Annotated in this window: 16 protein-coding genes; 8 read left to right on the forward strand and 8 right to left on the reverse strand. The window is 70.0% G+C overall.

Features of this window, described 5'->3' with window-relative positions:
- Positions 1-21: 21 nt before the first annotated feature.
- Positions 22-1,812: an MmpA family trehalose lipid delivery protein gene (locus IG75_RS0130900; protein WP_036515591.1), complete on the forward strand. Its 1,791-nt coding sequence runs from the start codon at positions 22-24 to the stop codon at positions 1,810-1,812.
- A 114-nt stretch (positions 1,813-1,926) separates the two neighbouring features.
- Here IG75_RS0130900 and IG75_RS0130905 read toward each other — a convergent pair whose 3' ends face one another.
- Positions 1,927-3,135, reverse strand: a complete 1,209-nt coding sequence (locus IG75_RS0130905) for a glycosyltransferase family 4 protein (RefSeq protein ID WP_030524878.1) — start codon at positions 3,133-3,135, stop codon at positions 1,927-1,929.
- A 247-nt stretch (positions 3,136-3,382) separates the two neighbouring features.
- Here IG75_RS0130905 and IG75_RS0130910 point away from each other — a divergent pair, with 247 nt between their 5' ends.
- Positions 3,383-4,183 carry a class I SAM-dependent methyltransferase gene (locus IG75_RS0130910; protein ID WP_030524879.1) on the forward strand — a complete coding sequence of 267 codons (801 nt, stop codon included), beginning with the start codon at positions 3,383-3,385 and terminating at the stop codon, positions 4,181-4,183.
- Positions 4,184-4,186: 3 nt separating this feature from the next.
- Here IG75_RS0130910 and IG75_RS0130915 read toward each other — a convergent pair whose 3' ends face one another.
- The 5 genes from IG75_RS0130915 to IG75_RS0130935 all read right to left on the reverse strand — a co-directional run bounded on the left by IG75_RS0130915 (position 4,187) and on the right by IG75_RS0130935 (position 10,029).
- Positions 4,187-4,501 carry a hypothetical protein gene (locus IG75_RS0130915; protein WP_030524880.1) on the reverse strand — a complete coding sequence of 105 codons (315 nt, stop codon included), beginning with the start codon at positions 4,499-4,501 and terminating at the stop codon, positions 4,187-4,189.
- Between the two features lie 335 nt (positions 4,502-4,836).
- A complete protein-coding gene (locus IG75_RS0130920) occupies positions 4,837-5,019 on the reverse strand; it encodes a hypothetical protein (RefSeq protein WP_030524881.1) in 183 nt (60 codons plus the stop codon).
- A gap of 273 nt (positions 5,020-5,292) precedes the next feature.
- Positions 5,293-7,125 carry a phosphoenolpyruvate carboxykinase (GTP) gene (locus tag IG75_RS0130925; protein ID WP_030524882.1) on the reverse strand — a complete coding sequence of 611 codons (1,833 nt, stop codon included), beginning with the start codon at positions 7,123-7,125 and terminating at the stop codon, positions 5,293-5,295.
- Positions 7,126-7,367: 242 nt separating this feature from the next.
- On the reverse strand, positions 7,368-8,918 hold the full coding sequence (locus IG75_RS0130930; RefSeq protein ID WP_030524883.1) for a hypothetical protein: 1,551 nt from the start codon (positions 8,916-8,918) through the stop codon (positions 7,368-7,370).
- Positions 8,905-10,029 (reverse strand): hypothetical protein, encoded by a 1,125-nt coding sequence (locus IG75_RS0130935; RefSeq protein ID WP_030524884.1) that lies wholly within the window; start codon positions 10,027-10,029, stop codon positions 8,905-8,907. The genes IG75_RS0130930 and IG75_RS0130935 overlap by 14 nt, the downstream gene beginning before the upstream one ends.
- 124 nt (positions 10,030-10,153) lie before the next feature.
- On the opposite strand from IG75_RS0130935, the gene trmB reads away from it, so the two are divergent.
- The 3 genes from trmB to IG75_RS0130950 are packed head-to-tail and all read left to right on the forward strand — an operon-like array spanning position 10,154 to position 15,372.
- A complete protein-coding gene (trmB, locus tag IG75_RS0130940; protein ID WP_030524885.1) occupies positions 10,154-10,972 on the forward strand; it encodes a tRNA (guanosine(46)-N7)-methyltransferase TrmB in 819 nt (272 codons plus the stop codon).
- Entirely contained in the window at positions 10,972-11,700 is a 729-nt protein-coding gene (locus IG75_RS0130945; protein WP_030524886.1) for an NYN domain-containing protein, read from the forward strand. Before trmB ends, IG75_RS0130945 begins: the two co-directional genes overlap by 1 nt.
- On the forward strand, positions 11,701-15,372 hold the full coding sequence (locus IG75_RS0130950) for an MMPL family transporter (protein WP_030524887.1): 3,672 nt from the start codon (positions 11,701-11,703) through the stop codon (positions 15,370-15,372). It abuts the gene before it with no gap.
- Between the two features lie 18 nt (positions 15,373-15,390).
- Here IG75_RS0130950 and IG75_RS0130955 read toward each other — a convergent pair whose 3' ends face one another.
- Positions 15,391-16,041 (reverse strand): DUF1707 SHOCT-like domain-containing protein, encoded by a 651-nt coding sequence (locus IG75_RS0130955; RefSeq protein ID WP_030524888.1) that lies wholly within the window; start codon positions 16,039-16,041, stop codon positions 15,391-15,393.
- Positions 16,042-16,163: 122 nt separating this feature from the next.
- The gene (locus IG75_RS0130960) at positions 16,164-17,480 is read right to left on the reverse strand and encodes an AI-2E family transporter (RefSeq protein WP_051715178.1); all 1,317 of its coding nucleotides are present in this window, start codon (positions 17,478-17,480) and stop codon (positions 16,164-16,166) included.
- Positions 17,481-17,648: 168 nt separating this feature from the next.
- Between IG75_RS0130960 and IG75_RS0130965 the strand changes: the two genes are divergently transcribed.
- The 3 genes from IG75_RS0130965 (at position 17,649) to IG75_RS0130975 (ending at position 20,835) form a co-directional block, all read left to right on the forward strand.
- A complete protein-coding gene (locus IG75_RS0130965; protein ID WP_030524890.1) occupies positions 17,649-19,127 on the forward strand; it encodes an adenylate/guanylate cyclase domain-containing protein in 1,479 nt (492 codons plus the stop codon).
- Positions 19,128-19,308: 181 nt separating this feature from the next.
- Positions 19,309-20,412: a lysylphosphatidylglycerol synthase transmembrane domain-containing protein gene (locus IG75_RS0130970; RefSeq protein WP_030524891.1), complete on the forward strand. Its 1,104-nt coding sequence runs from the start codon at positions 19,309-19,311 to the stop codon at positions 20,410-20,412.
- 54 nt (positions 20,413-20,466) lie between these two features.
- On the forward strand, positions 20,467-20,835 hold the full coding sequence (locus IG75_RS0130975; RefSeq protein ID WP_030524892.1) for a DUF3054 domain-containing protein: 369 nt from the start codon (positions 20,467-20,469) through the stop codon (positions 20,833-20,835).
- Positions 20,836-20,838: the final 3 nt, after the last annotated feature.

A 20,838-nucleotide genomic window follows, 5' to 3' on the forward strand; every position in this document is an offset into this window, starting at 1 on the left:
GCGAACGTAGGGTGACTGGCCGTGAGTGCGCAACGAACAGGCCGGTGGACGCGTCTGCTCCCGGCCGGTTACAGCCTGCTGCTCACCCTGCTGATCACCGCGCCCCTGCTGCGCCCCGGATACCTGCTGCTCCGCGACGCCGTGAGCACACCGCGCTCCTATCCCACCGACGCCGCGCTGGGTCTGGGCGACGCGGCCCCGCGGGCCGTACCCCAGGACGCGCTGCTCGCCGCGCTGTCTCCGCTGATCGACGGCGGGTTGCTGGTGAAGGTCGTCCTGCTGGCCGCCCTCTGGGCCGCCGGCTACGGCGCCGCGGTGCTGGTCCGGGAGCTGCTCGGTGCCCCGCTCACCGCGCAGCTGGTGGCGACCACTCTCGTCGTCTGGAACCCCTATATCGCCGAGCGGCTCCTCCAGGGGCACTGGAGCCTGCTCACGGGCTACGCCGCGCTGCCCTGGACGGCCCTGGCCGCACTACGGCTGCGCACCGCCGCCGGCCGGACCCGGTTCGACCGGGTCCGGGAGTGGTCGGTACTGGCGGGCTGCCTCGCGGCCGCGGGCCTGACCCCCACCGGCGCCCTGCTCGCCACCGTGGTCGCGGTGACCGTGGCCGGATGGCGGCGCGCGCCCGGGGTGACAGCTCTCGCGCTCCTGGCCTGCACCCCGTGGCTGGTGGCCACCGCCGTCTCCGGGGTCGCGGCCGAACCCTCCGACCCCGCGGGCGTCACCGCTTTCGCCGCCCGCGCGGAGCCCTGGCTCGCCACGGTGGGCAGCCTGGCCGGACTGGGCGGTATCTGGAACGCCGAGGCGGTACCGGTATCGCGGACGACTCCGCTGGCCGCCGTCGCGACGATCCTGCTGCTCGCGGTGGTGCTGCTCGGGGTCCGGCGGGTCGCGGCGCCCGACGCGGACCCCGACCGCACCCGGACCCGCCGGATCCTGCTGGTACTGGCTGTCGCGGCCATACTGGCCCCGGCTCTCGCGGCCACCCCCGCGGGGCTCACGGTGATGGAATGGCTGGTCGTCGAAGTACCCGGTGCGGGACTGCTGCGCGACACCCAGAAGTACGTGGCGCTGGCCGCTCCCGGCTACGCGCTGTGCGCGGCCGCCGCCTGCCTGGGCTTCAAGCGCATCGACGCGAAGGCGAAGCCGCAGGGCGACGAGCGCCCGGACCTCGCCGAGGACCGCGGTGACCCGGCCCGCTGGTCGCCGGGTCTGGCCGCGCTGTTCATCGGGGTGCTGGCCCTGCCGCTGCTCGACCTCGGCTGGGGTGTCGGCGGGCAGTTGCGGGCGATCGAATACCCGGACTCCTGGCACGAGATCGCCGAGCGCGTCGACGGACCCGGCGATATCGCCGTGCTACCCGGCGGTATGTTCCGCCGCTTCCCCTACACCGGATCGGCTCCGGTCCTGGACCCGGCGCCGCGGCTGCTGCCCCGCGACGTCCTGCAGACCGGGGCGTTACCCGTCCACGGCGCGACGGTGACCGGTGAGGGCGCCCGGGCCCGGACCGTGGAGAACCTGCTCCTCGACGGTGGTCCGGCGGAGGAACTGGCACAGCTCGGTGTCGGCTGGGTGCTGGTCGAACGGGACTCCCCCGGCCCGCTCGGAAACTCCGCGGCGACGCTGGCGCGGTTGGCGCCGGTCCACAGCACCGGTGACCTGGCCCTGTACCGGGTCCCGGACGTCCGGCCGCGGCCCGTGCCCGGACACCGATCAGTGGTCGTGGCCGCGCACCTCCTGTGGGCGCTGCTGCTGGTGGTACCGGTCGCCGTCCGGGCCGCCGGGTTCGTAGTGCGCCGAGTCGGGAGCTGAGATCCGGTTGCCGGGGCGGTGGCGCCGGCAGGCACACCCGCGCGGGCACCGAAGGGTGAAACCCGCCCGCACGGGCTCGTACCCCGAAGCCCGGATGCGGCAGGGCGCGTACCCTCAGGCGCCGGCCGGAAGCTCGGCGCGCGTCTCGGCCACCACGTCCTCGCCCGGTGAGATCAGTCCACTGACGCGCCGGCCGGCCGCGGCGGCGGCCAATACCCGGTGTACCCCCGAGGCAGTGTGCTCCCAGGAGAACTCACGCGCCCGAGCCCGGGCCTTCTCGCCCATGATCGTGCGCGCGGCCGCGTCGTCCAGTAGTTCGCCGACCGTGGCAGCCAGCTGATCGACGTCGTCGGCCAGCACCCCGGTCACGCCGTCGACGATGGAATCGGTGAGGCCGCGCGACGAGCGGTAACCGACAGTGGGCACGCCGTGCTGGGCTGCCTCGATGACCGCCAGCCCCCAGCCCTCTTTACGGGAGGGCAGGACGTGCACCCAGGCGCGGGCGAGCAGTTCGTGTTTACGGCCCTCGTCGACGTGGCCGTGGAAGGTCACCGCGTCGGCGATACCGAGGGCAGCGGCCTGATCCCGCAGTTTGTCGGCCCACCAGCCGCCGCCGATCACGTCCAGCCGCACCTCGGGGATCCGGGAGCGCAACCGGGCGACAGCGGTGAGCGCGTCCTCGATCTGTTTGTGCGGGACGAGCCGCGACAGCACCACCACGCGGGGTTCGGTCGAACGGACGACCGCGCTGCCCGTCGGCACGTGCGCGGGGACCGGTTCCGCCCCGTTACGGACCACCGCGATCCGGGATCGGTCGACGCCGAGCGTCGCCAGTTCCTCGGCCGAGGGCAGGGAGACGGTGAGGTACTGGTCGGCGCGGTGCACCCGGGGCGAGAGCGCCGATTCGATCCACCAGCCGATCCGGCCGACGAGCGCACCGGCCACCGGCCACTGCTCCCGGTGCCCGTGATGGACCAGCACCACCGAGGGCACACCGGAGACCAGCCGGGCGAAGAAAGGGATGCCGTTCTGTGTATCGATCACGGCCTCGGGGCGGATGCCGCGCAGCGGGCCGATACCGCACCGGCCCAGCGCGATGGCGGCCAGCGCGCGCGGATACACCGAGAACCGGCCCCCGCCCCGGCTGATCTCGATACCGTCGATCCGCTCCCGTTTGGGCGCACCCCGGTAGCGGGCGGTACGCAGCGTCACCTTCACACCGCGGGCGGCGAGGTGCGCGCCGACCTGTTCCAGGTACCGCTCGCTACCGCCGCCCTGTGGATGACCGGTATCACGCCAGCAGAGCAGGAGTACTTCGCGCACGTGGGGGTTCTCCGGTGGGCTCGGGTCCCGCGCACGGGACATGGGCATCGCGGTACACCTTAACGCTCGAGCGTGTCCGGCAAGTCGCCCACCTGCGTGTCCATTCGGTATCGAAGACCTCGCGGCGGGGTTTACCGGCTGCGAAATCTGTCATCGTTCACAATGTGCGAAACTCGGCATCGTGCTCGACGCCGAGGAATCAGCTGTGGACCGGATTTCGCCCGAGACGGGCGGCGACGCCGATACCATGCCCCGGCCCGGTTCCGCCGGCTCCCCGGCCCGGTCGGTGCCGAGGCGTTTCCGCTTCGCGCGTCGCGCCTCGGTGCGCCGGTCACTGCGCCTGCTGCACAGTTTCCGTTTCGAACAGACCGATCCCGCGCGCTTCTACGGCGGTATCGCCACCGACAGCGCTCATCTGCTCGCCGATTTCTACGCCGACCTCACCGGCCGCGATCTCGCCGGCGCCACCGTCCTCGATGTCGGCGGCGGTCCCGGCTACTTCGCCGACGAGTTCGCCCGAGCCGGTGCCCGCTATATCCCGGTGGAACCCGATCCCTCGGAGATGCACGCTGCCGGTATCTCGGTACCGGCCGCGGTTCGCGGCTCCGGGATGGCGCTGCCGTTCCGGGACGACGCGGTCGACATCTGTTTCTCGTCCAATGTCGCCGAGCACGTACCGGATCCGTGGCGGATGGCCGACGAAATGGTCCGGGTCACCCGGCCCGGCGGCATGATCGTGCTGTCCTACACGGTGTGGCTCGGACCGTTCGGCGGCCACGAGACCGGACCCTGGCACTATCTCGGCGGGGAGTACGCCGCCCGCCGGTATCGGCGCCGGCACGGCAAGGAGCCGAAGAACCGTTTCGGCACCTCGCTGTTCGCAGTCCGGGCGGCAGACGGAGTGCGCTGGTCGCACCGCACATCGGCGCACGTCTTCGCGCTGTTCCCCCGTTACCACCCCCGCTGGGCCTGGTGGCTGGTGCGGGTACCCGGCATCCGAGAGCTACTGGTCAGCAATCTCGTGGTCGTCGCGACCAAACCAGGCTGAGGACTACAGCGCCACCTGCGCCCGGCTGCGGCCCATCCGGCCGCGCCAGCCGCTGCGCACCACCGGTTCGGCTCTGGTCCAGGGTGATTCCTGAATGGCCAGGCCGACGGTTTCGAGAGTGGTGAGCCCCATGAGATCGGCCAGTCCACCGACCATTGCCACGGCTTCGGCGGCCTGAATGGCCGCTATCGCCTGCTCGGTGGTGAGGGTCCGTCCCGGTAGGAATGAGACGACCCAGCCGCCGCTGCCAACGCTTTTCGCTTGATGGTCGGTCTGGTCGCTGGTCATCAACGCCCGGCCGATCACTTGCACCGCCATGAACGCCTCTCCCAATCGCGGGTATTCGGTTCGATGAATGGAGCGAGCTGATATCTGGCTAACATCATGCGCCCTCCAGCAACAAAACGCAATAGTGCGTTCGATGAAACACGAACCAGGAGGTCGGATTTCGTGGCCTGCGGCTACCTGCGACAACCGCTCACCGACGGCCCACGCGCAGAACGGAGATCGCGAGTTCACCTCGCGCACAACGCAACACCCGCGGAACCCGAAAGTTTGCCACAGCGCCCGATTTCCGCCGCGCAGAAACGCCGGTCAGGCGAAATATGACCTACGCCAGCCGATCCCGGGCACGAGAAAATCCGTGTAGCGAACTAATCGGTGGCCGGCAGCGCCCGGACAACGGGTGCGCCGCGGTGAGCCGGATCGCCGTGCGCGACCACGTCGACCCGCCAGCCGACCGGAAGAACCGCACGCAACCGCCGCACTGCGCGGCATAGCGGCGTACTGACCAGCACACTGTCGAAGCATTCCGGGGTCGTGAACTCGTCGGCCATGTTCCAACCACCTCTCAGGGGTGATCGGCTCGGCCACGGATAACGACGGCGGGAGCCGATCGGGCGATATCGGGACGTCCAATCGGGGAATGCGTGGTCTGAGATCCAGGACACATCCAGAGTAAGGCACCCGAGGTCCCCGGGCCCGCCCCGCCATACCTGCGCCGGTTACCGCCCGCGATACGACGCGACCCGCGGCGAACAAGTGTTCGCCGCGGGTCGCGGAGAGGAATCGGTACGGTCACCCGGACAAGGCCCGGACGACCGCCGCGCTCACTGCACGCGCTGTTTGAGTGCCTCGAACTCGTCGCGCACACCGGAGGGCAGCTTGTCGCCGACGAACTCGAACCACTCCTCGATGAGCGGGATCTCGGCCCGCCATTCGTCCACGTTCACCGCGAGCGCCGCGTCGACATCCGCGGCTTCCACGTCCAGGCCGGCCAGATCCATCTGCGCGGCGGTCGGCACATGACCGATCGCGGTGCTCTCGGCCTCTGCGGAACCCTCGATGCGGCCGACGATCCACTCCAGCACCCGGGAGTTCTCGCCGAAGCCCGGCCACAGGAAACGGCCGTCGTCACCGCGCCGGAACCAGTTCACGTAGAAGATCTTGGGCAGTTTGGCCGCGTCGGCGTTCTTGCCGAGATTGATCCAGTGCCCCAGGTAGTCGCCCACGTGGTAGCCGAGGAACGGCAGCATGGCCATCGGGTCCCGGCGGACGGTACCGACCTTGCCCTCGGCCGCCGCGGTCTGCTCCGACGACAGCGTGGCGCCCATGAACACACCGTGCTGCCAATCGAAGGATTCGGTCACCAGCGGCACCGTGGTCTTGCGCCGGCCGCCGAACAGGATCGCCGAGATCGGCACACCCTGGGGGTCGTCCCATTCGGGCGCCAGGGTCGGGCACTGCGACATGGGAGTGCAGTACCGGGAGTTGGGGTGCGCGGCCAGCGTCTCGGTATCCCGCAGGTACCAGTCGTTGCCCTTCCAGTCGATCAGATGATCGGGCTCACCCTCGAGGCCCTCCCACCACACATCGTTGTCGTCGGTGCGGGCGACATTGGTGTAGACGGTGTTGCCCGCCTCCAGCGTCTCCATGGCGTTGGGGTTGGACGAACGGTTGGTGCCGGGCGCGACACCGAAGAAACCGAACTCGGGGTTCACCGCGTAGAGGCGGCCGTCCTTGCCGAACCGCATCCAGGCGATATCGTCGCCCAGGGTCTCCGCGCGCCAGCCCGGCACGGTCGGCTGGATCATGGCGAGGTTGGTCTTACCGCAGGCGCTCGGGAACGCCGCCGCGATGTAGTAGGCCTTGTTCTCCGGGGAGATCAGCTTGAGGATCAGCATGTGCTCGGCCAGCCAGCCCTCGTCGTGGGCCATGGCCGAGGCGATCCGCAGCGAGTAGCACTTCTTGCCCAGCAGCGCGTTGCCGCCGTAGCCGGAGCCGTAGCTCCAGATCTCCCGGTCCTCGGGGAAATGGGTGATGTATTTCGTGTCGTTGCACGGCCACGGGACATCGGACTGGCCCTCGGCCAGCGGCGCGCCCACCGAATGCAGTGCTTTCACGAAGGGCCGATCCGTGCCCAGCAGCTCCAGCGCCGCCCGGCCCATCCGGGTCATCACCCGCATGGACACCACGACGTATTCCGAGTCGGTGATCTCGACACCCAGCTTGGGGTCCTCGGCACCGAGTGGGCCCATGCAGAACGGCACCACGTACATGGTGCGGCCCTTCATCGAGCCCCGGTAGAGCTCGGTCATGGTGGCCCGCATCTCCGCGGGATCGACCCAGTTGTTCGTGGGGCCGGCGTCGGCCGCGGACTTCGAACAGATGTAGGTGCGCGATTCGACCCGGGCCACGTCGGAAGGATCGGATAAGGCCAGGAACGAGTTCGGCTTCTTCTTCTCGTCGAGCTTGCGGAAGGTGCCCGCCTCGACGAGCTGGGTGGTGAGCCGATCCCATTCGGCGTCGGAACCGTCCGCCCAGACGACTCGATCCGGCTGAGTCAGTTCGGCGACCTCCTGAACCCAGGCGAGCAGTTCGCTGTGTTCGGTCGGCGCGGTGCCGTCGGATCCACGAAGACCGGGAATGGTCGCTGAGGTCATGAAAACTCTCCTGAAATGGGCGGCGAAGAATGCTTCCGCCCTGGCCCTTGGGCCCGTGACCAGCGCGAAAACACCTAGCGCCACCATTGGCGGGTAAGGCTTCCGCAACGGTCCATTCTGTGCACCGCCGGATCGAGGCAGTGTACTGAGGCGCGAAGCGGACGCCCAGGTTCCTGTCTAGAGGTTAACGCGGTATTGCGCCCCCTATGGAAGCGGGTTGCCGATCAATAGGGGTGGACAAACTATTTTCCGGCCATAGGGGCCCACTGGTCCAGTATCTGCCGGTCACGGGCACACGCGGCGAGTCGGCCGGGCTGTCCGGTGGTGGCCCGGCGCAATGCCGCCTCCAGCTCGGCGACCCGCCGGTCCACCTCGACCATGCCGGCCGCCGCGGCCCGCACCATTTCGTCGGAAAGGTCGGATTCCGTCTCCACCAGCGCGGTCACCGCTCGCTGCTCGAGCTGGGCTTTCACATTCGCCACCGCGTCGGCGACCCAGTGTCGCAGATGATCGCGGTCGGCGAGCTGGCGGCGCGCCCGCACCACCCACGCGGCCGCGCCCGCCCCGAGCAACAGGGTCACCGGCACGCTCGCGGCGTCCAATGCCGGTACCAGCGCGAGCGGCGACACCATCAGCCGTCCCAGACCCACCCCGGCCGAAGCGCCCAGCACGATCATCAGGTGATCTTCGACACCCCCGCGCCGGGGTTGCGGATCCGGACCGAGCATGGGCGCGGGCTCGTACCGCGGTGCGGGGGGCCCCGCCGCGGGAGGGAGGCTCGCCGGGTGCGCGGCGGCCGCCCGCGCCCGTAGTTCGGCCAGCCGGGCGGCGATATCCAGATCCACCGTCCCGGTCAGCTGCCCGACCGCCTGCCGTAGCCGCTCCGGGAAGTCGCGCCGGCCCGCGCGATCCATGCTGTCCAGTTCGGCCCGGGCCTCCGCGTGCAGTGCCCGGACCCGGGAGCCGACCAGGGTGAGCAGATCCACCCGGGCCAGGTTGATCTGGGCCCGCAAAGTGGACACCGCCACCGCGCGCCCGCCGTCGCGATCGGCGAGCAGCCGGGCCCGCTCCGCCCGCAGCAGCTCCACCTCGGTACCCGACCGGAGCTGCGCTTCCTCCTGCATGATGCGTTGCCGGGTTCCGGCGACCACCTGGGCGAGGGCCGCCGCGCGGCGAGCGCCCGCGGTCGCGGTATCGGTGGTGAGCGCGACCAGGCGGGTGTGCAGCGCGGCCAGCCCGGAACGATCGAGCAGCGTCGAATCGGCCCCGGCCCGCGCGGCCCGGGCCAACCGGGCCGATACCGGCACGATCTCGCAGTCCAGCTCCGCGGCGGCCAGTAGTTCGGCGCTGCGGTCGCGGACCAGCTGCCAGTCCTTGTGCGCGTCGGTGCCGTTCAGCACCAGCAGTACCCGGGCCCCCTCGGCGCACAGCCGGCGCACCGTATCCAGCTCCGCCGCGCCGATCACCACACCGGCGTCGAGGATCAGCAGCACCACACTGCCCGGGGCGGCGCTCACCCACGGATCGGTCGTGGGCGCGCCGAGTTCGATCCGGGGCTCGATCCGGGTCAGTTCGGTGCGCAGCAGCGCGGTGTTCGCGTCGTCGGCGCCGATGAGCCGGACCTCGGCCGCGCCGCCGGCGACCGGCATCGTGCGCAACAACGCCATACCCTGCGGATTCCAGCGCGCCACCACCTCGGCCACGACGTCGGGCAGCGTATGCACCGCCGCGATATCCGTGGCCGCCGCGAAACCGGGCGGCCCCGCCGCCGGGCCCGGGTCAGAGTCCGACACTGCTCATCCGCTCCCACATCCGGACGTATCCGTTGTGAACCCGGATCGCCGCGCGGCGCGCGCCCGGCGCCATATCCCCGGCCACCACCGCCCGCCACCGGATGGCGCGGGCCAGCGCGTCGTCGGCGTCCTCGGGTTCGGGGCGGGGATAGCCCGCGGCCAGATGGGCGACCTCCGGGGCGACCAGCCCGCCGCACAGCGCCAGCCACTTGGCCTCGTCGGTGTCCAGGTATTCGGTGATCAGTGCCCGCGCCCGGCTGTTCCCGTGCGGTACGGCACGCGCCGCCAGCCGGGTCAGTTCATCGATCAGCACCCCCGCCCGCCGTGCTATCGCCTGCCGATAGCGCTGACCGAGCAGCTGGGCCACCGGGTCGACCCCGCTGACGGTGTGCAGGATCTGCAGCACGGTCTGCGGGGCGAGATCCGGGTCGCGTTCCAGGGCGGCCAGTACACAGGCCAGCCCGTACAGATCCCAGCGTTCGAGCAGTTCCGTGCGTTCGGCGGTATCGGGGCCCACCGCCGGCGAGACGAAGGCCTCGGCGGACAGGGCCGCCGCGATACCGGACTGCGCCAGCCGGCGCAGCAGCGCCAGATCGGTTTCCTGGAAGGCCCCGGAAACGGTCCGCGCGGCCAGCGAACCCACCATCGGGAACGCGGGCAGCCGGAACTCCCGGCCGAACTGCCGGGCCGCGCCCACCGCGTCCGCCCAGCCGGTGCCGATCGCGTCGGCCTTGTTCACCACCAGAATCGTGCGTTCCGGGCGCAGCGACCCGAGCAATCGCCGATCACCCGGAGAGGGGGTGCTGGCCAGGACGTAGACGACGATATCGGCGTCGAGCACCGGATCGGGGAAGCCCGGTTCGTCGACGGGCGCGGTCTCGACCGCCTGCTGCAGTCCCAGTGCCCGGGCCACGGTGGTGCGACCCGACCGGGCGCGCCCGGCGACCTGCGCGCGCGGCAGGGTCCGCCAGCGCTGCATCGCCACCTCGATACCGTTCGCGATACCCGCGTCGGCCCCATCACCCATCCGGAGCGTGGAGATCAGCCGGTCCAGCGGATCCCCGGCCCCGGCCTCCCGCAGATACCTGTCCGATTCCTCGACTGCCGACATGCGCCACACCCCCTTCTTCCGGTGCGCATTGTGTCAGAACCGGGGCCGCTACGCCCCGGGTGCGGGTGCGTCCGTCCTACCAACGGGTAGCCCCCTACCGGTCCGTTGCGGCCCGGAACCGGCCATGCTGGACAATAGGGCTGTGAACGACGCTGTGCACCCCAGCTCCGAGTCCGTTCCGGTCGCCCTCTCGGAAAACTCCGGCGATACCGGAGACCGGCGGCGACGGCATGCCGGTTCCCGGCTCTACCCCCGGGTCACCAGCTTCCGGTCCCGGCGCGGCGCACTCACCCCCAACCAGCAGAAATCCTGGGATCGCAGCTGGCCGGTGCTCGGCCGGGAGGTCGCCGACGAACCGCTCGACGCCGAGGCGTGGTTCGGCCGCTCGGCACCCCTGGTCATCGAGATCGGGTGCGGTACCGGGACGGCGACCGCCGCCATGGCGCTGGCCGAACCACATCTGAACCTGATCGGTATCGAGGTCTACCAGCCCGGCCTGGCCCAGCTCGTCCAGCGGATCGAACGCGAGGAGATCGGCAATATCCGGCTGCTGCGCGGTGATGCCGTGGACGTGCTGGAGAACATGATTGCTCCCGGATCGCTGACCGGTGTGCGCGTATTCTTCCCGGACCCGTGGCCCAAGGCACGCCACCACAAGCGCCGGCTGCTGCAACCGGCCACTCTCGCGCTCGTCGCCGATCGGCTACGGCCCGGCGGGATCCTGCACGTGGCGACCGACCACGCCGGGTACGCCGAGCACATCGCCGAGGTCGGCGCGACCGAACCCCTGCTCATCGGGTTGAACGGAACCGTGGGGGGAGCCGGTACCGCGCACCGCGACACCGCGCCGATCGGTTTCGAGCGACCGGTCACCAAATTCGAGAGCAAGGCACACACCGCTGGTAGTGCGATCAACGAGTTCATATGGGGCAAGATCGAATGATGAGCGTCAGTGAGATGGCCCCGGCCGGCGACGAGGTTGCCGGAAGTCTGCACGAATCCGGCGACGAGTCGGTAGGGCCGGATACGGACGGTCTGCGGCGGGTCCTGCTGGTCTGGGACGCGCCGAACCTGGATATGGGACTGGGCGCCATCCTGGGTGGGCGGCCCACCGCCGCGTATCGGCCTCGCTTCGACGCGCTCGGCCGGTGGCTGCTGGCCCGCACCGCCGAACTCTCCGTCGGCGAGAAGAACCGGCTGGAGCCCGAGGCGACCGTATTCACCAATATCGCCCCCGGCACCGCGGATGTGGTCCGGCCGTGGGTCGAGGCGCTACGTAATGTCGGTTACGCCGTTTTCGCCAAACCGAAGATCGACGAGGATTCCGATGTCGATTCGGACATGCTCGGCCATATCGCCCAGCGCACCCGGGGCGCCGGGCTGGCCGGGATCATCGTGGCCTCGGCCGACGGGCAGGCCTTCCGGGAGCCACTGGAGCAACTCGCCTCCGACGGCATCCCGGTTCAGGTGCTCGGCTTCCGCGAGCACGCGAGTTGGGCAGTAACATCCGATACTCTCGAATTCGTCGACCTCGAGGACATCCCGGGAGTTTTCCGTGAACCGCTGCCGCGGGTGAGCCTCGACTCGCTGCCCGACGAGGGTGCCTGGCTGCAGCCGTTCCGGCCGCTGTCGGCGCTGCTCACCTCTCGCCCCGCACAAGGAGTCGCTTAAGTGTTCACCCGCTGGGGCGATCTGGTCTATCGGTTGCGATTCGCCGTCATCGGAGTTGTCGTCGCCGGGATGCTGGGCCTGGGGGCCTACGGTCTCGGCCTGGCCGACCATCTGAGCTCCAGCGGTCTGTTCGATCCGAATTCCGAATCGGTGAAGGCCGCCGAACTGTCCGACGAGGCGTTCGGCCGCGACCACAATGCCGATGTGCTGGTGCTCTACACCGCGCCCGAGGGTCAGACCGTCGACAGCGATCCGGCCTTCCGGGACAAGATCGTCGACAGCCTGAACCGGCTGCCCCGGGAACATCCGGACCAGATCGCCAAGGTGAACGGCGCCTACTGGAAGACCGAGACCGGCGAAGCCCAGCCCGCGGTATTCGGCTCCCAGGACAAGACGAAGACCTTCGCCTCCATCGCGATCGTCGGCGACAACGACACCGATATGGTCCGCAACTATCGCGCGGTCAAAGACGTCTTCGATATCGAGGGCGTGAATGTGCAGGTCGCGGGCCTGCAACCGGTAGCGGGCACTCTCAACGACACCATGGCCCACGATCAGCACCGGATGGAGATCCTGGCCATCCCCGCCGTGGGCATCCTGCTGTTCTTCATCTTCGGCGGCGTGGTGGCGGCGGCGCTGCCGCTGATCATCGGCGGCCTGACCATCATCAGCGCCAACGGCATCATCATGATGCTGACGAAGGTCACCGAGGTGAACACGTTCGTCGGCGCGGTGGTCTCCATGATCGGCCTGGGTCTGGCCATCGACTACGGCCTGTTCATCGTCAGCCGGTTCCGTGAGGAATTGGCCGAGGGTTACGACACCCGCGCCGCGGTCCGCCGCTCGGTGGTCACCGCCGGACGTACGGTCGTCTTCTCCGCGACCATGATCATCGCGAGCCTCGGCGGCCTGCTGCTGTTCCCGCAGGGCTTCCTGAAATCCATGGCCTACGGCACCATCGCGACCGTCGCGCTGGCCGCCCTGGCCTCGATCACCCTGCTGCCCGCCATGCTGAGTGTTCTGGGCAAACGGGTGGACATGCTCAGCTTCAAGCAGATCCGCAAGACCAAATCCGCCGAGGAGGTGGAGGCCAGTTTCTGGGGCCGGGCCACCACCTGGGTCATGCAGCATCCGCTCAAGATCGCCATTCCGATCTGTGTGCTGCTCCTGCTGCTGATCATCCCGGTGAAGAACCTGGCCTTCGGCGGTATGAGCGAACGCTACCTGCCGCCGGACAACGACACCCGTGTCGCGCAGGAGGATTTCGACAAGACCTTCCCGCTGCGCCAGTCCGATCCCATCCAGCTGGTGTTCGTCGGCGAGGACACCCGGGCCATCGCGAAGGTGGTACGCGAGGCCGACAAGGCGCCGGGCCTGGCCGACGAGTCCGGTTTTTCGGTGCCGTCGGAGTCCACCACCCATTCCGGGGTCTTCCGCAGCAGCGCGACCCTCCTCGATTCCGAGGACTACCGGCCGACCGTGGAGTATCTGCGGGCGATCGAAGTACCCGACGGCGTGACCATGTACGTCGGCGGCCAGCCGACCCTGCAGGGCGACAGTATCGACGCGCTGCTGGACCGGATGCCGCTGATGATCGCCATGGTGCTGCTGGTCACCACGGTGCTGATGTTCCTCACCTTCGGCTCCCTGGTGCTGCCCATCAAGGCCGCGCTGATGAGCGCGCTCGGCCTCGGCTCCACCCTCGGCATCCTGACCTGGATCTTCGTCGACGGTCACGGTGCCGGGCTGCTGAACTTCACGCCGCAGCCGATCATGTCGCCGGTGCTGGTGCTGATCATCGCGATCATCTACGGCCTGTCGACCGACTACGAGGTGTTCCTGCTCTCGCGCATGGTCGAGGCCCGGGCAATGGGTGCCTCGACCACCGAGGCGGTGCGGATCGGCACCGCGCACACCGGACGGATCATCACCGCCGCGGCGTTGATCCTGCTGGTGGTGACCGGTGCGTTCGCCTTCTCCGATCTGGTGATGATGCAGTACATCGCCTACGGCATGATCGCGGCGCTCATCATCGACGCCACCATCCTGCGCATGCTGCTCGTACCGGCGACCATGAAGTTGCTCGGCGACGACTGCTGGTGGGCCCCCGCCTGGATGAAGCGGATCCAGCAGAAGATCGGCCTGGGCGAACCGATCCTGGCCGATGAGCGCCCCGGCGGCGGCGATGTGGTCGACCTGGTCAAGACCACCCCGGTCACCGATCCGGTCACCATGCAGATGCCGGCGCTCGGCGCCGAGAAGCAGCGCAAGACCCCGGTGCTCAAACGCACCCGCGAGGAGATCGAGGCCGCCGCGCCCACCGCGCATATGCAGGCGGTGCCCAAGGGGCCGCGCAAGGCCGAGGGCAAAAAGCCGCCCGCCGCCCCGGCGGCACCCAAACAGCAGATGCCCACCCCGCCGGACCCGACCCGGCCGCGCGCCAATCCGCCCGCCGACGGCCCGGCCGAACCCGGCCGCGGCACCGCCGAGGAATCCGGCCGCGGACCACGGCCCGCGGCGCAGCCGCCCGCGGAGAGCCCGGCGACGCCGAACCGGAACCCGCTGCATCCGGGCGCGGAGCCCGGCCCGACACCATCGTCCGGCCCGGTCCCGGGCCGGCTCCCGAGCCGGGCTCCCGAACCCGGCCGCGGTCCGGGTGGCCCCGCCGCCGAGCCGGGCCGTACTCCCGGCCCGCGCAACGACTTCCGGCCGCTCCCCGGCCGGCCCCCGGGCGGTCAGCCCGGGCCGGGCCGCCCGCAGCCGAATCAGCCGGGCCCGGAACAGCCCACGCCGCCGTCGAACGCGCAGCGCACCCCGCCCGGTCCGGGTGGTCCGGCCGGCTCACCCCGGCCCGGTTTCGCCACCCCGAACCTGCGCGGTCTGTTCGCCTCCGAACCAACCGACGACGGCGAGGCCCAGGACGCCGGTGGCCGCACCGTCTACCCGAGCCCCGCCGACGCCCCCCCGGCACCGCCCACCCCGCAGCAGACCCGGACCACCGGCGGCGCGGGCCGCCCACGACCGGACAGTTCACCGCGGCTCCCCGGACAGCCCGGCGGCGCGGCCCGCCCGCCCGCACCGCCGCGTCCCGCGGCGCCCGAGGGCCGGCCGCCCGGCCGTCCCGGTCCCGGACAGCCGGGCGGATGGGCAGGCGACGGAAATCGCCCGGCACCCGGCCAGGGGCCGGCGCGACCGCCCGCACCGCCGCGCCGCCCCGGACCGGACGGACAGCCGGGCCCCGCGGACGCGCGCCTGAGGCAGGACCAGGGTTCGCAGCCGCGGCCGATTCCCCGGACTCCCGAACCCGGCAGCCCGGGCCCGGCCGGACCCGCCTCGGGCCTGCCCGAGCTCCCGCGCCGGGTGCCGGGCGCTCAGCCCCCGGCGGTACCCGGTCTCTACCCCGCGCCGGAACCGCCGACCCGGCCCGCCGAACGTCCGGCCCCCACCGGATCGCGGCCCGACAGCCTGGCGCAGCAGTCCGCCGGCGGGGTCGGCCCGCAGCAGAACACGGACCCGCGCGAACGCAACAGCATCGAATCGTGGATGGCGGGACTGCGGTCCGCGCGGCGCCAGCAGGCCGGGATGCCGGCCGACGACTCGGGCCGCCACCAGCAGAACGAGGGCCGTTCGGTCAGTGTGAACGAACTGCTGCGCCGCCGCGAGCAGGACTGACGCGGCCGGGCAGACGGCTCAATGTCCGAGCAACCGGCGCCAATGGGCAGCGAAGGGTTGTTTGGCGGTGACCGAGCCGAACCGGACCCGGCCGTGTACCAGCAGATGCAGCGGTCCGATCGGCGGACCGCTGCGCACTTTGTTGTTCACGCTGGACCCGACCAGTTCGAGGCCGTCCAGGTCGACCGTGGCCTCCTGCGGCACCACCAGGGTGAGAGAACTGGCGTAATCGTCGACCTGGATCTCCACCACCTGAGTGGTCATGATCGCCTGGGTGAAATCCAGAGTCACCCCGGACAGCCAGCTGTTGACCCGCAACATCGGGGCGACCTGCCAGTTGCCCCGGCGGTTCAACCCCGACATACGCGGCCGGATGACCCCGCCCTGCACCATCCCCGACAACCCCGCGCGAGCGGCGTCCCCGGGTCGGGGTAGCGGTACCGGCTTGCCGTGACCGGTCCGCTCGGTGGTGGGTTCGCCGATCAACCGGACCCCGGGCAGGTCGACGAGCACCGAGTTCAACTCGCCGCGGGTCTTGGCGGCCAGCGCGGTGTCCATCCGCTCGGTGAACTCACCCAGGGAGAGCATGCCCAGACCCACCGCGCGCTGCAGGAGCTGCCCGACATGTTCCCGTTCGGCGTCGGATACACGCAGGTCCCGGTGGCCCACCTGGCCACCGGAACCCGCACCGTCGAATACCGGATCGGGGCCGTTCATAGGACCGAGATTACCCAGCACAGCCCGGATCCCGCATCAGGGCATTCCCGGATGCGGGGGTGGCGGGCACCACGTCAGCCCTGCTCATCTCCGGTTTCCCGCCGGGTGGCGGAGATGCTCGGCTCGGGGTCCGCACCGTCGCGGCGTGGCTGTGGATCGGCGGTCCGGGCCAGCGGTAGCCGGCGTTGCGCTTCGGCGAGCAGGGCCCCGATATCGAAGCGTCCCAGTACCTGGGGGCCGCTCACGGCATGCTCGCCGTCCTCCGGTGAATCCGGCTCGGCCACATAGATCCCTTTACGATCGGGTGCCGGTTCGCCGAGCAGCTCCTCGGGGTCCGCGGCGAGCAGGGAGCGGATCGCGGTGTTGAGCACCGCGACCAGCGGTACCGCGAGCAGACCGCCCGCGATACCGCCCAGCACCACACCCGCGGCGATCGCGAGTACCACCGCCAGCGGATGGATCCGTACGGCACGCCCGAGCAACAACGGTTGCAGCACATGCCCCTCCAGCTGCATCACCGCGACGATGATGCCGAGCACGATGAGCGCGGTCACGAAACCCTTGGTCACCAGTGCGATGAACACCGCCACGAAACCGGCCAGGAACGCACCGATGATCGGGATGAACGCGCTGATGAACACCAGCGAACCCAGCGGCAGCGCGAGCGGCACACCGAGTAGGGCCAGCCCGGCGCCGATCCCGATCGCGTCCACCGCGGCGACCACGACGGTGGCCCGCACGAAACCCACCAGCGAACCGAACCCGAGTTCCCCGGCGGTGCGCACCCGTTCCCGATGCTCGGCCGGCACGACACGGGTGACGAAACGCCAGATCTGGTCACCGCTGTAGAGCAGGAAGATGAGGATGAACAGGGTGAGGAAGGTGCCGGTCAGGATGTGGCCGATCATGGTCGCGGTGGTCAGCGCGCCGCTGGTCAGCGTGTCCTGATTGGACTGGATGGCCCGGACGGTGGCATCACCGGCATTACGGATCTGGTCGTCGCTCAGGTGCATCGGACCGTTGATGGCCCAGTCCTGGACCTTGTGGATGCTGTTGGTGAACTCGTCGGACAGCTGCGGCACACCCACCACGAACTGCTCCACCACGAAGGTCACCACGCCGGCGACCAGTCCGAGCGAACCGACCAGCGCGACGAAAACCCCGAGCCCGCGCGGCACCCCGCGGCGCTGCATCCAGTCCACCAGCGGCGCCAGCAGCGCGGCCGCCAGCATGGCGATGGCCAGCGGGATCACCACTGTGTCGAGTCGCCGCACCGCCGCCGCCAGCACCGCGACCAGGGCGAAGATCACCAGCAGCCGCCAGGCCCATTCGGCGGTCTGCCGGACGATGGGGTGAACGGCGTCTGCGGCAGATGGTTTCGGCTCGGTCACTCTGCCGAGCCTAGTGAGGGCAGCCGGGCGAAGCCCACCAACAGGCCGCGCACGGCCGGAGCGGAGGCGGCGGTGCGCGTACCGGCACAACCCGGGAACACTGGGCGGTCGGCACCGGGCGCTAGATTGGTACGCGTGTCAGCGCCATTGGAAGCGGTCAAACAGACCATGCATACGCGCTGGCCCCTGTACCTCACCTCGATGCTGCTCGCGAATGCTTTCGGCGCCGTATTGGTGTGGGCGTTCATCCAGTACGGGCTGCCGGTCCCCGAAGGGGAGGAACCCGGTACCCGGCAGGTGGGACTGCTGGTCCCGGCCATCGTCTTCCTCACCGGCGGGTTCCTCAGTGTGGCGGCCTCGGCCCTGATGCTCCGGCCGGTGATGCGCTGGCAGGTGCGCGGCGGTCCGCCCAGCCGGCAGGAACAGATGGCCGCCCTGCACGCGCCGCTGCGGCAGGCGATTCTGCATCTGGCCCTGTGGATCCTCGGCGGCGGGGTACTGGGCGCGGCGATCATCTCCGAGACCCCGGCCCTGGCCGGCACCGTGATCATCACCGAATGTATGGCCGCGACCATCGTGTTCGGTTTCACCTACATGCTCGGTGAACGGATTCTGCGCCCGGTGGCGGCCGAGGCACTCACCGCCGGGCGTTTCGACCACACCCTGACTCCCGGCGTCGGTACCCGGATGGCGATGACCTGGGGCCTGGGCACCTTCGCCCCGACCATCGCCATCGTGCTGCTGTGTGTCACCCAGATCTCCTCGGATGTGAAGTTCTCCGCGCAGTCGCTGGCGGTATCGATCCTGCTGCTGTGCGGAGTGGTGATCATGCAGGCGCTGGCCCTGTCCATGCTCACCGCGTCCAGCATCTCCGACCCGGTCCGCCAGCTCAGCCAGGCCATCGACCAGGTGCAGAACGGTGCCCGCGATGTGCAGGTGGAGGTCTTCGACGGGAGCGAGATCGGGCTGCTACAGGTCGGTTTCAACCGGATGATGGAGGAGGCGGCCACCCGGCAGCGGCTACAGGAACTGTTCGGCCAGCATGTGGGCGCCGAGGTGGCCCAGCGCGCACTGGACTACGGCACCGAACTCGGTGGGGAAACCCGATTCGTGGCAGTCCTGTTCGTGGACATGGTCGGCTCCACCGCGACCGCCGCGGAACACCCGCCCACCGAAGTGGTGAGCCTGCTCAACGAATTCTTCCGGGTGGTGGTGGATGTGATCGACCGCCACCACGGGTTCGTCAACAAATTCGTCGGCGACGCCGCGCTCGCGATTTTCGGCGCGCCGCTGGACCGCCCGGACGCACCGACGGCCGCGCTGGCCGCCGCCCGCGATCTGCGCGAGGCATTGCGCGCGGTCGCCGGACTGGATATCGGTATCGGAGTTTCCGCGGGCCTGGCGGTCGCGGGGAATATCGGTGCCGCCAACCGCTTCGAATACACCGTTATCGGCGATCCGGTGAATGAGGCGTCCCGGCTCACCGAACTCGCCAAGGACCACCCCGGCCGGGTACTCGCCTCCGGTTCGGCGTTGTATTTCGCCGAGGACGGCGAGCAGCGGCACTGGACGGCCGGCGAAGAGGTACAACTGCGCGGCCGCCGCCGCAAGACGCGACTGTCCTGGCCGAGCGAAACCGTGGACTAGGCGTACCTCCGCGTTCGCTCCGGCCATGCGCTCCCTGCGTACCTCCGCGTTCGCTCCGGCCGTGCGGGTCACCAGGCCGAGCCAAACCGTCCACTACACCAACCCGAGCCGATCGCGGCGCTCGCGGCGGTATCGGACCAGGCAGCGGACTTCGGTGGGGGGTGTCCATTAGGCTGGGCCCGTGACGGCCAACGGTGATGCAGCGGGCACCACTGCTGTGCCCGGGGCCGGGGCACCGGAACATACCGAGAATCGCCGCCGCAAATTCCGCTGGCTCAAATGGCTGGCCGTTTCGATCGTGCTTCTCCTGCTGATAGGCGAAGCATTTTATCTGTGGCCGCGATTACACGAGTCGTGGCGCAAACTCACCGAAATCCATTGGGGCTGGGTCGCGCTGTGTATCGCGGCGCAAATGCTGTCCATGACCGGGTTCGGCCACGTCCAGAAACAACTGCTGCGCGCGGGCGGCGTGGAGGTGAGCCAGCATCGGTCGGTGGCGGTCGTCTACGGCGCCACCGCCATGTCGGTGACCCTGCCCGCCGGCCAGGTGTTCTCCACGGCGTTCACCTATCGGCAGACCCGGCGCTGGGGCGCCAGCCCGGTGGTCGCGTCGTGGCAGCTGGTCTTCTCCGGTGTGGTCTCCGCGGCCGGTCTGGCCCTGATCGGCGTGCTCGGCACCGTGCTCGCGGGTGGCCGGGTGGGCCCGGTGAATCTGCTCGTCTCGGTGGCCGCGGTGGTAGCGCTGGTCTGGGCGGGAAACTACGCCTCGCGCCATCCGGGCACCCTCGAGAAGCTGCTGCACCGCGCGCTGCTGCTGGTGAACCGGGCACGCAAACGGTCTTCGGATACCGGTATCGACAAGGTCCGGGAAATGCTCGACCAGGTCGAATCGGTGAAACTGGGCACCCGGGACGGCGCGTGGGTCACCTGGTGGGCGGTGATCCACCGGCTCGCCGATATCGCCTGCCTGGGCGCTGCCTGCTATGCCATCGGCGGCGACCCCCGGTGGGCCGGACTGCTGATCGCGTTCGCGGCGGGTAAGGCCGTCGGTTCGATTCCGTTCGCGCCGGGTGGGATCGTCTACGTGGACGCGACCCTGATCTACGGTCTCACCGCGGCCGCCGGGCTGCCCGCGGCGCAGGCGGTGGCCGCCGCGTTCGTGTACCGGCTGGTGAGTTTCGTGCTGATCGCGATCATCGGCTGGATCGTCTTCGCGTTCCTGTTCCGCACCCGCAATGCCGAGGACGACGAGTACGAGAAGGAATTCTCCCAGCGCAACGCCTGAGCCGGCAGCGCACACCGTGGCCGCGGCGCCGACGCCGCGACTAGGCTGCTCGGAGTGAAATGGATCGCTGCGATCGGTGCCGACTTCGTCCTGGTGGTGGTGTTCTGCGCCATCGGCCGCCGCAGTCACGACGAGGCCGTGCTCACCGGTCTGCTGCACACGGCGTGGCCCTTCGTGGCCGGGCTGGCCGTGGGCTGGGTCGTGACGGTGCTGCTGGAGCGTCGCCGGACCGGTACCGAACCGCTCGACGGCTCGCGCCTGTGGCCCGCCGGTGTGGTGATCTGGTTGTGCACCCTGGTGATCGGCATGCTGCTGCGGGTGGTCGCCGGTCAGGGCACCGCCTTCAGTTTCATCGTGGTGGCGGCGCTGGTGCTGGCGTTCTTCCTGCTGGGCTGGCGCGGGGCCGTCGCGGCGATCAGGTGATCC

Source organism: Nocardia rhamnosiphila NBRC 108938 (genome assembly GCF_000720425.1).
GTDB classification, from domain to species: domain Bacteria; phylum Actinomycetota; class Actinomycetes; order Mycobacteriales; family Mycobacteriaceae; genus Nocardia; species Nocardia rhamnosiphila.

What these genes read in the sequence shown, in the direction of transcription:
- IG75_RS0130915 (WP_030524880.1), bottom strand. Translation starts at nt 4,501, where the DNA reads ATGGCGGTGCAAGTGATCGGCCGGGCGTTGATGACCAGCGACCAGACC.
- IG75_RS0130920 (WP_030524881.1), bottom strand. Translation starts at nt 5,019, where the DNA reads ATGGCCGACGAGTTCACGACCCCGGAATGCTTCGACAGTGTGCTGGTC.
- IG75_RS0130965 (WP_030524890.1), top strand. Translation starts at nt 17,649, where the DNA reads ATGCATACGCGCTGGCCCCTGTACCTCACCTCGATGCTGCTCGCGAAT.
- IG75_RS0130910 (WP_030524879.1), top strand. Translation starts at nt 3,383, where the DNA reads ATGCCCCGGCCCGGTTCCGCCGGCTCCCCGGCCCGGTCGGTGCCGAGG.
- IG75_RS0130925 (WP_030524882.1), bottom strand. Translation starts at nt 7,125, where the DNA reads ATGACCTCAGCGACCATTCCCGGTCTTCGTGGATCCGACGGCACCGCG.
- trmB (WP_030524885.1), top strand. Translation starts at nt 10,154, where the DNA reads ATGCTGGACAATAGGGCTGTGAACGACGCTGTGCACCCCAGCTCCGAG.
- IG75_RS0130935 (WP_030524884.1), bottom strand. Translation starts at nt 10,029, where the DNA reads ATGTCGGCAGTCGAGGAATCGGACAGGTATCTGCGGGAGGCCGGGGCC.
- IG75_RS0130945 (WP_030524886.1), top strand. Translation starts at nt 10,972, where the DNA reads ATGAGCGTCAGTGAGATGGCCCCGGCCGGCGACGAGGTTGCCGGAAGT.